The sequence below is a fragment of the Streptomyces sp. NPDC054956 genome (assembly GCF_053609185.1).
In genome coordinates this window covers 1-13,510 of sequence record NZ_JBSGXB010000208.1, presented here as the reverse complement: position 1 = coordinate 13,510, position 13,510 = coordinate 1, and the positions used below count along the sequence as shown (strand labels likewise).

General features: G+C 68.7%; 12 protein-coding genes. 9 read left to right on the top strand and 3 right to left on the bottom strand.

Going from position 1 to position 13,510, the window contains the following annotated elements:
• From ACWGDE_RS26785 to ACWGDE_RS26770, 4 genes are all read left to right on the top strand, one after another.
• Positions 1 to 1,158 (top strand): vitamin B12 dependent-methionine synthase activation domain-containing protein (locus ACWGDE_RS26785; RefSeq protein ID WP_453391590.1); only part of this gene is annotated, 1,158 nt, incomplete at its 5' end.
• Positions 1,159 to 1,278: 120 nt separating this feature from the next.
• On the top strand, positions 1,279 to 1,980 hold the full coding sequence (locus ACWGDE_RS26780; protein ID WP_453391589.1) for an HAD family hydrolase: 702 nt from the start codon (positions 1,279 to 1,281) through the stop codon (positions 1,978 to 1,980).
• Positions 1,981 to 2,461: 481 nt separating this feature from the next.
• Positions 2,462 to 4,066 (top strand): ABC transporter substrate-binding protein, encoded by a 1,605-nt coding sequence (locus ACWGDE_RS26775; protein WP_453391588.1) that lies wholly within the window; start codon positions 2,462 to 2,464, stop codon positions 4,064 to 4,066.
• Positions 4,067 to 4,149: 83 nt separating this feature from the next.
• Positions 4,150 to 5,730 (top strand): ABC transporter substrate-binding protein, encoded by a 1,581-nt coding sequence (locus ACWGDE_RS26770; protein WP_453391587.1) that lies wholly within the window; start codon positions 4,150 to 4,152, stop codon positions 5,728 to 5,730.
• Positions 5,731 to 5,809: 79 nt separating this feature from the next.
• On the opposite strand, the gene ACWGDE_RS26765 is transcribed toward ACWGDE_RS26770, so the two are convergent.
• Together ACWGDE_RS26765 and ACWGDE_RS26760 are read right to left on the bottom strand one after the other, a co-directional pair.
• The gene (locus ACWGDE_RS26765; RefSeq protein ID WP_453391586.1) at positions 5,810 to 6,484 is read right to left on the bottom strand and encodes a response regulator; all 675 of its coding nucleotides are present in this window, start codon (positions 6,482 to 6,484) and stop codon (positions 5,810 to 5,812) included.
• A gap of 109 nt (positions 6,485 to 6,593) precedes the next feature.
• Positions 6,594 to 7,499 carry a RecB family exonuclease gene (locus ACWGDE_RS26760; RefSeq protein WP_453391585.1) on the bottom strand — a complete coding sequence of 302 codons (906 nt, stop codon included), beginning with the start codon at positions 7,497 to 7,499 and terminating at the stop codon, positions 6,594 to 6,596.
• 177 nt (positions 7,500 to 7,676) lie between these two features.
• Here ACWGDE_RS26760 and ACWGDE_RS26755 point away from each other — a divergent pair, with 177 nt between their 5' ends.
• The 3 genes from ACWGDE_RS26755 (at position 7,677) to ACWGDE_RS26745 (ending at position 10,675) form a co-directional block, all read left to right on the top strand.
• The gene (locus tag ACWGDE_RS26755; RefSeq protein ID WP_453391584.1) at positions 7,677 to 8,876 is read left to right on the top strand and encodes a site-2 protease family protein; all 1,200 of its coding nucleotides are present in this window, start codon (positions 7,677 to 7,679) and stop codon (positions 8,874 to 8,876) included.
• Positions 8,877 to 8,894: 18 nt separating this feature from the next.
• Entirely contained in the window at positions 8,895 to 9,851 is a 957-nt protein-coding gene (locus ACWGDE_RS26750) for a tRNA (adenine-N1)-methyltransferase (protein ID WP_453391583.1), read from the top strand.
• Between the two features lie 206 nt (positions 9,852 to 10,057).
• The gene (locus tag ACWGDE_RS26745; protein WP_453391582.1) at positions 10,058 to 10,675 is read left to right on the top strand and encodes a hypothetical protein; all 618 of its coding nucleotides are present in this window, start codon (positions 10,058 to 10,060) and stop codon (positions 10,673 to 10,675) included.
• A gap of 4 nt (positions 10,676 to 10,679) precedes the next feature.
• Here the strand turns inward: ACWGDE_RS26745 and ACWGDE_RS26740 are convergent, their stop codons facing one another.
• Entirely contained in the window at positions 10,680 to 11,000 is a 321-nt protein-coding gene (locus ACWGDE_RS26740) for a ferredoxin (RefSeq protein ID WP_453391581.1), read from the bottom strand.
• A 264-nt stretch (positions 11,001 to 11,264) separates the two neighbouring features.
• Between ACWGDE_RS26740 and arc the strand changes: the two genes are divergently transcribed.
• Both arc and ACWGDE_RS26730 read left to right on the top strand, forming a co-directional pair.
• Positions 11,265 to 13,031, top strand: coding sequence for a proteasome ATPase (gene arc, locus ACWGDE_RS26735; protein WP_453391580.1), 1,767 nt, complete (start codon positions 11,265 to 11,267; stop codon positions 13,029 to 13,031).
• A gap of 93 nt (positions 13,032 to 13,124) precedes the next feature.
• The coding region (locus ACWGDE_RS26730) for a hypothetical protein (protein ID WP_453391579.1) at positions 13,125 to 13,510 on the top strand (386 nt) is incomplete at its 3' end.

Sequence of the window (13,510 nt, the reverse complement as noted above, 5' to 3'; positions counted from 1 at the left end):
AAGGCCGACGTCATCGGCATGTCGGGCCTCCTGGTCAAGTCGACGGTGATCATGAAGGAGAACCTGGAGGAGCTCAACCAGCGCAAGCTGGCCGCCGACTACCCGGTCATCCTCGGCGGCGCCGCCCTCACCCGCGCCTACGTCGAACAGGACCTCCACGAGATCTACGAGGGCGAAGTCCGCTACGCCCGCGACGCCTTCGAGGGCCTGCGCCTCATGGACGCCCTCATCGCCGTCAAGCGCGGAGTCCCCGGAGCCACCCTGCCCGAGCTCAAGCAGCGCCGCGTGGCCAAGCGCGACACTCCGGTCCTGGTCGAGGAGGACCAGGAGCCCGGCGGCCGCTCCGACACCTCCACCGACAACCCGGTCCCCACCCCGCCGTTCTGGGGCACCCGCGTGGTCAAGGGCATCCCGCTCAAGGACTACGCCTCCTGGCTGGACGAGGGCGCCCTGTTCAAGGGCCAGTGGGGCCTCAAGCAGGCCCGCGCGGGCGGAGCCACGTACGAGGAGCTCGTCGAGAGCGAGGGCCGTCCGCGCCTGCGCGGCCTCCTGGACAAGCTGCACACCGAGAACCTGCTCGAAGCGGCCGTGGTCTACGGGTACTTCCCCTGCGTGTCCAAGGGCGACGACCTGATCATCCTCGACGAGGCCGGCAACGAGCGGACCCGCTTCACCTTCCCGCGCCAGCGCCGCGGCCGCCGCCTGTGCCTGGCCGACTTCTTCCGCCCGGAGGAGTCCGGCGAGACCGACGTCGTCGGCCTCCAGGTCGTCACCGTCGGCTCGAAGATCGGCGAGGCCACGGCCAAGCTGTTCGAGTCCGACTCCTACCGCGACTACCTCGAGCTGCACGGCCTGTCCGTCCAGCTGGCCGAGGCCATGGCCGAGTACTGGCACGCCCGCGTCCGCGCCGAGCTCGGATTCGGCGGCGAGGACCCGGCCAAGGTCGAGGACATGTTCGACCTGAAGTACCGCGGTGCCCGCTTCTCCCTGGGCTACGGGGCCTGCCCCGACCTGGAGGACCGCGCCAAGATCGCCGACCTCCTGCAGCCCGAGCGGATCGGCGTCCACCTCTCCGAGGAGTTCCAGCTCCACCCGGAGCAGTCCACCGACGCGATCGTGATCCACCACCCCGAAGCGAAGTATTTCAACGCACGCTGACACGGACCGGCGTACACTAGTCGGTCCCATACAGGCCGGTCACCTGTAGCCCCCGGGCACGCGCCCGAGGTGAGGTGACCGGCCTTGTCGTCCCCCGAGGACCTGTCGAAAGGTGCGCGCATGACGAGCACAGTCCCCGCCCCCGTCGCCCGTACGGCCGACGGACATGCCCTGCAGGCGGTGCTGCTCGACATGGACGGCACCCTCGTGGACACCGAGGGCTTCTGGTGGGAGATCGAGGTCGACGTCTTCGGCGAGCTCGGCCACCGCCTCGACGAATCCTGGCGCGACGTGGTCGTCGGCGGCCCCATGACCCGCAGCGCCGGCTTCCTCATCGAATCCACCGGCGCCGAGATCGGCCTCGCCGAACTCACGGTGCTGCTCAACGAGCGCTTCGAAGCCCGCATCGCCGACCGCGTCCCCCTCATGCCCGGCGCCGAACGCCTCCTGAGCGAGCTGGCCCGGCACAACGTGCCCACCGCCCTGGTCTCCGCCTCCCACCGCCGGGTCATCGACCAGGTCCTGCTCACCCTCGGCCGGGACCGCTTCACCATGACCGTCGCCGGCGACGAGGTCCCGCGCACCAAACCGCACCCCGACCCCTACCTCCTCGCCGCCGGCGCGCTCGGCGCGCACCCCTCGCGCTGCGCCGTCATCGAGGACACCGTCACCGGCGTGGCCGCCGCCGAGGCCGCCGGCTGCCGCGTCGTCGCCATCCCCTCCGTCGGCCGGATCGACCCCGCGCCCGGCCGCACCATCGTGCGCTCCCTCGAGGACGTCGACCTGTCGTTCCTGCGCTCGCTGATCACTCCGATGAACTGATCGCGCACGCTCCGTACCGAAAGATCCGTCCCCAGGACCGAGATCCCGCGGGCGGATCTTTCGCGCATTACCCCGGAGGCCGAAATTCCATCCCTCCCGGGGGAGTTGTCCCAGGTGACCTTTGTCACCCGCAAGGCCCCCTTCGCACCACTCCGCGCCCTCCCGACCCACCCCTTGTGTCCCTATTGATCACTGCCTGACCGAATCTGCGCCCACCCCCGCGCACACCCCCCGTCAGCGCCCGCAACACAGTGACAACGCCCCCGCTCCGACCGGTTCAAGCCACCCCTCCACAGGCCACTAATGTCGATCCGGGCACTGCGCCGCACCTCAGCCGTCCCGGAAACACACCCCCTGTTCCGGAACCGCGTGGACCGATCGTCACAACACCGGCCCGATCGTTCCGCCCAGAACGGGCGACCGTCGCGATGCCCTCCACGCCAGCTTTGAACAAGTGCCGGGTCGAGGGAGTACTTCCAGCATGAACCGCAAGACCATGGTGCTGACGGCAGCCGCCGGACTGCTCACCCCCGCGCTGACCGCCTGCGGCAGCACCAGCGGCGGCGGAGCGGGATCCGGGGCGATCGTCGTCGGAACCACCGACCGGTTCGAGGCAGCCGACTACGCCCCCGCCCCGCTCGACCCCGCCTACGCCTATGACGCCGGCACCTGGAACATCCTGCGCCAGACCGTCCAGACGCTGATGCACACCCCGCGCGGCGGCGGCCAGCCCGTCCCCGAAGCGGCCAACGACTGCCGCTTCACCGACACCGGCAACCAGAGCTACCGCTGCACCCTGCGCCCCGGCCTCACGTTCGCCGACGGAGACCCGCTCACCGCCCAGGACGTCAAGTTCTCCATCGAACGCGTCCTCGCCATCAAGGACGAGAACGGCCCCTCCTCGCTCCTGTCGACCATCGACACCGTCGAGGCGAAGAGCGCCGACACCGTCGTCTTCCACCTGAAGACCTCCGACGCGACGTTCCCGTACAAGCTCTCCACCCCTGCCGCCGGCATCGTCAGCGCCAAGAAGTACGACGCCAAGAAGCTCCGCCCGGGCTTCGCCGTCGACGGCTCCGGCCCCTACACGGTGAAGACCGAAGTCAAGGACAACCGCCTCGTCCGCGCCGTCTTCAGCAAGAACCCCCACTACCGCGGGGATCTGAAGATGCAGAACGACAAGGCCGAACTCCGCGCCTTCGAAGACTCCGACGCCATGGGCAAGGCCCTGGAAAACGGAACCATCCACATGGTCTCCCGCACCCTGTCGCCCGCCCAGATCACCGAGCTCTCCGCCAAGCCCCCCAAGGGCATCAAGCTCGTCCCCATGCCCGGCCTGGAGATCCGCTACCTCGGCTTCAACACCGAGGCCCCCACCGTCAAGGACAAGGCCGTGCGCCAGGCCCTCGCCGCCGCCGTCGACCGGGGCTCCCTGATCTCCAAGGTGTACGGAAAGTCCGCCCAGCCCCTGTACTCGCTGGTCCCCGCCTCCGTCACCGGCCACGTCAACTCCTTCTTCAACAAGTACGGCGAGGCCAACACCGCCAAGGCCGCCGACCTGCTGAAGTCCGCCGGGATCAAGACCCCGGTCAAGATCACGCTCAACTACACCAACGACCACTACGGCGACGGCACCGCGGCCGAGTTCGAAGCCCTCAAGACCCAGCTGAACTCCACCCAGCTCTTCGACGTCACCGTCCAGGGCACCGACTGGGCCGACTTCCGCCCCGCCCAGAAGAAGGGCGACTACGCCGTCTACGGACTCGGCTGGTTCCCCGACTACCCCGACGCCGACAACTTCCTCGCCCCGTTCCTGGAGCAGGACAACTTCCTGGGCACGCCGTACGCCAACACCACGGTGCGCACCAAGCTCATCCCCGAATCCCGGCGCGCCGTCGACCGCAACGTCGCCGTCCCCGCGATCACGGAGATGCAGGACATCGTCGCCGAGGACGTACCCGTCCTGCCCCTGTGGCAGGGCAAGCAGTACGTCGCCGCCCGCGACGGGATCACCGGAGTGGAGTGGTCGGTCAACGCCATCTCCGACCTCCAGCTGTGGGAACTCGGCCGCGGCGTCAGCGGCTGACCACCGAGAAGGACGGCCCGCACCGACACCGCGGACCGGAAGACCAATCCAGATGAGCCAGTGAGACTGAGAAGGACGTTCGCGTGATGAAACGTAACCAGTGGTTGGCGGCCCCGCTCGGCGCTGCCACCGCCGCCGCGCTGCTCAGCGGTTGCGGTTCGACGGATGGCTCCAGCGCCGGCAGCGGCAAGGGCGTCGTCATGGGCATATCCGACAGGGTGAAGGCCACCGACCCGGCCTCGGGCTACGACCCCGGCTCCTGGCTGCTCTTCAACAACGTCTTCCAGTCCCTGCTCAGCTTCCCCAAGGGCGGCACCACGCCCGAACCCGACGCCGCGCAGTCCTGCGGCTTCAAGGGCAGCGACAGCAAGGTGTTCGAGTGCACCCTGCGCGGCGGCCTGAAGTTCAGCAACGGCAACAGCCTCACCTCCAAGGACGTCAAGTACTCCTTCGAGCGCACCCTGAAGATCGGTGACGAGAACGGCCCCGCCGTCATGCTCGCTTCGATCGGCTCCATCGAGACCCCCGACGACAAGACCGTCGTCTTCAACCTCAAGACGCCCGACGCCACCTTCCCCAGCAAGATCGCCTCGGGTGCCGGCTCCATCGTCGACCACACCGAGTACCCCGCGGACAAGCTCCGCACGGACGGCAAGGCCACCGGCTCCGGCGTCTACAAACTGGACTCGATCAACGACAAGAGCGCGAGCTTCTCCGTCAACGACTCCTACAGCGGCAAGGCCAAGCCGAAGAACAACGGCGTCACCATGAAGTTCTTCAACGAGGACCAGGCCGCCCTCAAGAAGGTCCTCGAAAGCGGAGACGTCGACTTCGCCTTCCGCGGCCTCGCCGCCAAGGACATCGCCGGCCTCGCCTCCCAGACCGGCGACCAGAAGGTCGAGGTCATCCAGGGCGCCGGCGCCGAAGTCGAACACCTCGTCTTCAACATCAACGACCCGGTCGCCGGAAAGCTCCCCGTCCGCAAGGCCTTCGCCTACCTCATCGACCGCGAAGCCCTCGTCAAGCAGGTCTACGACGGCACGGCCACCGCGCTGTACTCCATCGTCCCGGCCGGCATCGCCTCCCACACCACGCCCTTCTTCGACCGCTACGGCGGCAGCCCCCAGCCCGAGAAGGCCAAGGCCGTCCTGCGCGCCGCCGGCATCAAGGACAAGGTGAAGATCACCCTGTACTCGACGCCCAGCCGCTACGGACCCTCGACCGACCAGCAGTTCCAGCTCATCGCCAAGCAGCTCAACGACAGCGGCCTCTTCGAAGCCGACGTCAAGTCCGTCGAGTTCGAGCAGTACGAGAAGGACATCGAAGCCGGCAAGTACGGCGTCTACGTCAAGGGCTGGGTCCCCGACTACCCCGACGCCGACAACTTCACCCAGCCGTTCTTCGGCCCGGACAACGTCCTGCGCAACAACTACGACAACAAGGAGATCACCGGGACGATCATCCCGTCGACCTCCGCCAAGTCCGACCGCGGCGCCGCCGCCAACGAATACGGCCGCCTCCAGGACATCGTCGCCGACGAGGTCCCGCTCCTCCCGCTCTGGCAGAGCAAGCAGTACGCCGTCACCCGCAAGAACGTCACCGGCCTGCAGTGGTCCCTCGACGCCTCGACCGTCTTCCGCTTCTGGGAGATCAGCAAGGGCTGAACCGGCCACCACGGCAACGGGCCCGCCTCCGCGTCACGCGGAAGCGGGCCCGTCCCCGTACACCTGCGCCGCGCGCCCGCTACTGGCCCGCGCCCGGCCGCACCAGACCGCTCTCGTACGCGTACACCGCGGCCTGCACCCGGTCGCGCAGACCCAGCTTCGTCAGCACATGACCCACATGCGTCTTCACCGTCGTCTCGCTCACGAACAGATCCGCCGCGATCTCCGCGTTCGACAGCCCCCGCGCCACCAGCTTCAGCACCTCGACCTCGCGCTCGGTCAACGTACCGATCATGTCCGGCATGGTGTCCTCGCCCGACGGCAGATGACCCGCGTACTTGTCCAGCAGCCGCCGCGTGATGCTCGGCGCGAGCATCGCCTCGCCACCCGCCACCACCCGGATCGCCTGCACCAGCTCCTGCGCCGGAGCGTCCTTCAGCAGGAAACCACTGGCACCCGCCCGCAACGCCTCCACCACGTACTCGTCCAGATCGAACGTGGTCAGCACCAGCACCTTCGCCGGCCCGTCCCGGCCCGGACCGGTGATCTGCCGGGTCGCCTCCACCCCGTCCATCCGCGGCATCCGGATGTCCATCAGCACCACATCGGGCTGGAGCGCCCGCACCTGGTCCAGCGCCTGCAGCCCGTCCCCGGCCTCGCCGACCACCGCCAGGTCCGCCTCCGCCTCCAGGATCATCCGGAAACCGGTGCGCAGGAGCGGCTGGTCGTCGACCAGCAGTACGCGGATCGCCACAGGGTCTACCTCGTATTCGTCGGACGCCATCGGGGACGCCGCCCATTCTGCCCTGACCCGGAGACGACGATTCCTCCCCGGGCCCGCCCACGGCCCCACCCCGGCCCGCCTACGGACCGGACGGACCCTCCACCCCACCGAGCGGCACGATGCTCAGAGGGTAGGCCGGGGGAGTCCCGCCGAACTCGGGACACACCGCCTGATGATCACACCATCCGCACAGCTTCGTCCGCCGCGGACGCCAGTCACCACTGAGCGTCGCCTCCCGGATCGCGTCCCACAGAGCCAGCAGCTTGCGCTCCATCCGCTCCAGATCCTCGATCACCGGGTCGTACGTCAACACGTCCCCACTGCCCAGGTACACCAGCTGCAGCCGCCGCGGCACCACACCCTTGAGCCGCCACACCACCAGCGCGTAGAACTTCATCTGGAACAGCGCACCCTCGGCGTACTCCGGCCGCGGCGCCTTGCCCGTCTTGTAGTCGACGATCCGCACCTCACCCGTCGGCGCCACGTCCACCCGGTCGATGATCCCGCGCAGCCGCAGCCCCGACTCCAGCTCCGTCTCCACGAAGAACTCCCGCTCCACCGGCTCCAGCCGGGTCGGGTCCTCCAACGTGAACCACCGCTCCACCAGCGCCTCGGCCTCACCCAGCCAACGCGCCAGCTCCACCCCCTCGTCACCCTCCGCGAACAGCTCCGTCAGCTCCGGCTTCGACTCCAGGAGCCGGTCCCACTGCCCCGGGATCAACGCCTTCGCCCGCGGCGCCGTCCGCTCCGACGCCGGATGATCGAAGAGCCGCTCCAGCACCGCGTGCACCAACGTCCCCCGCGTCGCCGCCGCACTCGGCTTCTCCGGCAGCTTGTCGATCACCCGGAACCGGTACAACAACGGACACCGCATGAAATCGCTCGCCCGCGAAGGAGACAGCGAAGAAGGCGCCGCGGCCACCGCCGGGCCGGGCACGGAACTGCTCACTGCGTCGTCCGGACCACTACCGGGGCTCGTCGTCATACACAAAACCCTACGACCCGCCACCGACAGCACGCGCATACCATCGACGCAAAGCCCCCTCGCACTGCATGATCGGAGCATCACACCACGCGACGGCGCACCCCCACAGCACCGGGAAAAAGCGGAAGAACCGCCGACGCGCACCCAGCGCCGGACAGCAGCGAACGAAGGAAAACCGTGGCAGACACCGACGAAACCGGCGAGCGCGCGGGCCGGCGCTCAGGACCGGGCGGCGGACTCCTCATGGGCCGCCCCTTCGGCGTACCCGTCTACGTCTCGCCCAGCTGGTTCCTCGTCGCCGCCCTCATCACCTGGGTCTTCGGCGACCAGCTCGACCGCATCCTCCCCGACCTCGGCCCCGCCCGGTACCTCGTCGCGCTCTTCTTCGCCGTCGCCTTCTACGCCTCCGTGCTCGTCCACGAACTGGCCCACACCCTCGCGGCCCTGCGCTTCAAGCTCCCCGTACGCCGCATCCAGCTCCAGTTCTTCGGCGGCGTCTCCGAGATCGAGAAGGAATCCGAGACCCCCGCCCGCGAATTCGTCCTCGCCTTCGTCGGCCCCCTCCTCTCCCTCCTCCTCGCCGGCGCCTTCTACCTCGGCATGAAGACCGTCGAACCCGCCAGCGTCCCCGGCGTCCTCCTCGCCGGCCTGATGATCTCCAACCTCCTCGTCGCCGCCTTCAACCTCCTGCCCGGCCTGCCCCTCGACGGCGGCCGCATGCTCCGCGCCGTCATCTGGGGCATCACCGGCAAACCCATGACCGGCACCATCGCCGCCGCCTGGACCGGCCGCGCCCTCGCCGTCGCCGTCCTCCTCGGCCTGCCCCTGCTGAACTCCACCGGCACCCTCGGCAACCCCGCCGACGAGATCGGCGGCATGGACACCGTCATGGATGCCCTGCTCGCCGCGATCCTCGCCGCGATCATCTGGACCGGAGCCGGCAACAGCCTGCGCATGGCCCGCCTGCGCGAACACCTCCCGGAACTCCAGGCCCGCAAACTCACCCGCCGCGCCATCCCCGTCCAGAACGCCACCCCCCTCTCCGAAGCCCTGCGCCGCGCCAACGAAGCAGGCGCCCGCGCCCTCGTCGTCGTCGACGGACTCGGAGACCCCACCGGCATCGTCCGCGAAACCGCCATCGCCGCCGTCCCCGAACACCGCCGCCCCTGGGTCGCCGTCAGCACCCTCTCCCAGGACCTCACCGACGGCATGAAGGTTTCAGCGGAACTCTCCGGCGAAGCACTCCTCGACCACCTCCGCGCCAACCCCGCCAGCGAGTACCTCGTCCTCGAACCCGACGGCGCCATCTACGGCGTCCTGTCCACCCTCGACGTCGAAAAGGCCTTCGTGAAGGCCATGGCGCGGCCCCAGTCCTGAAGCCAATACACTGGTCACATGTCCGAACCGACCGGTGCCGCCCGCCGACGCGGGCCCTTCGAGGTCGGGGACCAGGTACAGCTCACCGACCCCAAGGGCCGCCACTACACGTTCACGCTCGAAGCAGGGAAGAATTTCCACACCCACAAGGGTTCCTTCCCGCACGACGAGCTGATCGGCTCCCCCGAGGGAAGCGTTGTCCGTACCACGGGCAACGTCGCCTACCTCGCGCTGCGTCCCCTGCTCCCCGACTATGTCCTGTCCATGCCCCGCGGCGCCGCCGTGGTCTACCCCAAGGACGCGGGCCAGATCCTGGCCTTCGCCGACATCTTCCCCGGCGCCCGCGTCGTGGAAGCAGGAGTGGGCTCCGGCTCCCTGAGCAGCTTCCTGCTGCGCGCCATCGGCGACCAGGGCATGCTCCACAGCTACGAGCGCCGCGCGGACTTCGCCGAAATCGCCACCGCCAACGTCGAGCGCTACTTCGGCGGCCCGCACCCCGCGTGGCAGCTGACCGTGGGCGACCTCCAGGACAACCTGTCCGACACGGACGTCGACCGCGTGATCCTCGACATGCTCGCCCCCTGGGAATGCCTCGAGGCAGTCTCCAAGGCGCTGGTCCCCGGCGGCATCCTCTGCTGCTACGTGGCCACCACCACCCAGCTCTCGCGCACCGTCGAATCCATCCGCGAGTTCGGCTGCTACGCCGAACCGCAGCCCTGGGAATCGATGATCCGCAACTGGCACGTCGAAGGCCTCGCCGTCCGCCCGGACCACCGGATGATCGGCCACACCGGCTTCCTCGTCACCGCCCGCCGCCTCGCCGACGGCGTCGAGCCGCCCATGCGCCGCCGCCGCCCCTCCAAGGGCGCCTACGGCGAGGACTACGACGGCCCGGGCAGCCAGTCCGGCTCCAAGGCCACCGCCGAGCCCGTCACCGCCGAGCCCGTCGAGTCCGCCGACGGCGACCGCGCCTGACCCACGGCCGACCGCCCGCCCAACACACAGACGCTGTGGCGCAGTTCCCCGAACGAGCCGGGAACTGCGCCACAGCGTCTTTTCGTTGTCCCGCGAGGTGAGCGCCACCGCCCGGCAGCACCGGTCCGGACCCGCCCGTTCCACCCCGATGTGAGGTGTGGCACGATGCTGGCTCCCCGTCACCCTTCGCACAGGAGACACCCCGAGTGACGCACAGCCCCGCCGAGCAGACGCCAGCACCCCACCCCCTGGCGCACCACCGCGCGCGGCCCGTCCACTGGCTCGCCACCGCCTCGGCCATGGCCGCCGTCATAGCCGGCGCCGGATTCCTCCAGCCCGACCCGGCCACCGGAGCCTCCGCCGCACCCAACGGCGCCACCAGCCCCACGGACCCCGTGAAGGGCCCCGAGGCGCCCGCTCCGGACGCGCACGCCGTCACGTACCCCCTGGACTGCAACGGAGCGCCCCAGACCGTCACGGCCACCGCCGAAGGCGACCTCGACGGCGACGGCCGCCCCGAAACCGTGGCCGCCGTCCGCTGCGACGCCGGCTCCGGAACCCCGCCCCACGCGATCTACGTCCTCACCCGCGACCCGGGCAAGAACACCGGCCCCCGCGTCGTCGCCACCCTGCTCGAAGCCGGCCGCAGGCAGACCGCGACCGACCTCACCCTGCGCGACGGCACCGTCACGGCAACGCTCCTCGGCTACTCCTCACCCGAGGTACCCCGCTACAGCCCCGACACCAAGCAGCTCGCCAAGTGGCGCTGGACCGGCGGAAAATTCCGCCAGGAGCTTACGGACTCGACCGCCACGGGTGTTTGAACCGTCACTCCGCGTCGGGACCGTAGACCTCGACCCTGTCCGAAACACGCCTTACGTGGATGCAGTCACCCGGACATTCCTTCGCCGAATCGACCACGTCCTGGAGCAGCACCAGCGGAACCGGAGTCGTCGCCCCCGCCTCCACGAGCAGCTCGTCGGCAGGGCTCTTCACGTACGCCAGACCATCGATGTCCAGCTCGAACACCTCCGGCGCGTACTGCACACAGATGCCGTCGCCGGTGCAGAGGTCCTGGTCGATCCAGACCTCGAGCGGCTCTCCGGCCTCGCCGGCGCCACTCGCGGGAGCCTCCTGCTGCACGGTCATATCTCCTGCCGTTCCCTGCGATGAGTGATCCATCCCGGACACAACTCGCGGCAAGTCGCACGAGCTCTGACGGGTGTTGAACACTTCGACCTTACAACCGGCTGCTTTCCGATGTTGATGGGTGGGTATTTCCTTGGCAGGAGGGAGTACGCAAGGGTGAAGATCGGACACACCCCTACCGTCTTTGTGATCTAGGGGTTTCAATCACCACCAGCCCAGGTAGGGTCAGAAAGCGTCCAGCTCCCCTTGGAGGAGGTGAGGACCGTGGCAGCCCACGACGACGACATCAACCGCGGCATCCGGCCCGGGCGAGGGTCTGAGGACCCCGCCGGCCAGGTTGCCTATCTCGAGCAGGAAATCGCCGTCCTGCGACGTAAGCTCGCCGACTCTCCGCGACACACGAGGATTCTCGAAGAGCGGATCGTCGAGCTCCAGACAAACCTGGCAGGCGTCTCCGCCCAGAACGAGCGTCTGGCCAATACCCTGCGCGAGGCCCGCGACCAGATCGTGGCCCTCAAGGAAGAAGTCGACCGGCTCGCACAGCCGCCGGCCGGCTTCGGAGTCTTCCTGCAGTCGAACGAAGACGGAACCGTCGACATCTTCACCGGCGGCCGAAAGCTCCGCGTGAACGTGAGCCCCAGCGTCGAACCGGAAGACCTCCGGCGCGGCCAGGAGGTCATGCTCAACGAAGCCCTCAACGTGGTCGAAGCCATGGAGTTCGAACGCGCCGGGGACATCGTCACCCTCAAGGAGATCCTCGAGGACGGCGAGCGCGCCCTGGTGGTCGGGCACACCGACGAGGAAAGGGTGGTGAGGCTCGCCGAGCCGCTCCTGGACATCACCATCCGCCCCGGCGACGCCCTCTTGCTCGAACCCCGCTCCGGCTACGTCTACGAAGTGGTCCCCAAGAGCGAGGTCGAAGACCTCGTCCTCGAAGAGGTCCCGGACATCGACTACGACAAGATCGGCGGCCTGGGCGACCAGATCGAACTGATCCGCGACGCCGTCGAGCTCCCCTACCTCTACCCCGACCTCTTCAAGGAGCACGAACTGCGGCCCCCCAAGGGCATCCTGCTCTACGGCCCCCCCGGCTGCGGCAAGACGCTCATCGCCAAGGCCGTGGCCAACTCCCTTGCCAAGAAGGTCGCCGAGGTGACCGGCCAGCCCACCGGGAAGTCCTACTTCCTCAACATCAAGGGCCCCGAACTCCTCAACAAGTACGTCGGCGAGACCGAGCGGCACATCCGCCTCGTCTTCCAGCGTGCCAGGGAGAAGGCGAGCGAGGGCACCCCCGTCATCGTCTTCTTCGACGAGATGGAATCCCTCTTCCGCACCCGCGGATCCGGAGTCAGCTCGGACGTGGAGAACACCATCGTCCCCCAGCTGCTCGCCGAGATCGACGGCGTGGAAGGCCTGGAGAACGTCATCGTCATCGGCGCCTCCAACCGCGAGGACATGATCGACCCGGCCATCCTGCGCCCCGGCCGCCTCGACGTGAAGATCAAGATCGAGCGCCCCGGCGCCGAGGCCGCGAAGGACATCTTCGCGAAGTACCTCAAGGCCTCGCTGCCCCTGCACACGGACGACCTGTCCGAACACCAGGGATCCACGGACGAGACCGTCCACAGCATGATCCAGACCGTCGTCGAGCAGATGTACGCCGAAACCGAGGAAAACCGCTTCCTCGAGGTCACGTACGCCAACGGCGACAAGGAAGTCCTCTACTTCAAGGACTTCAACTCGGGCGCGATGATCCAGAACATCGTGGACCGTGCGAAGAAGATGGCCATCAAGGCCTTCCTCGAGCACAACCAGAAGGGCCTTCGCGTCGCCCACCTCCTCCAGGCTTGCGTGGACGAGTTCAAGGAGAACGAAGACCTCCCCAACACCACCAACCCCGACGACTGGGCCCGAATCTCCGGAAAGAAGGGCGAGCGGATCGTATTCATCCGCACCCTCGTCACCGGAAAGCAAGGCGCGGACACCGGACGCTCCATCGACACGGTGGCCAACACCGGTCAGTACCTCTGACAAAGCGGGCCGGCGGGCGCGGAGCCCCAACCGCCCCCCCCCCCCCCCGGCGGGGCCCAGCGGATCAGGGGCGGCTGGCTGATCGTGCTTCCGGTGCTGCTGATGCTGCCGGCCGGACTGCTCGTGCCGCTCCAGTACCTGATCATGCTGGGCGCCCAGATCGTCTACGTGCTCTGGGTGCTGCCCTGTCAGGACGCCCGCGACACCGCGGTCGAACTGCGGTCGCTCGCCGATCCGGCCGTCCCCGCCGAGGAGCGGGCGCGGATCGCACGGGGGGTCGCGGGATTCCGCTCCAGGCCGGCCGTGGAAGCCCTCGTGGCCGCCGCGAACGACGAGGAGCCGGAGGTCGCCGAAGCGGGGCTGGAGACGCTGTGCGTCATCTGGCGGCGCGACGGGGTCGTCGGCGAGGACCTGCTGCTGAAGCTGGGCCCGCAGGCCCAGGAGCGGGTCCGCGGTCTGGGCATCAAGGTCCGCAGCCC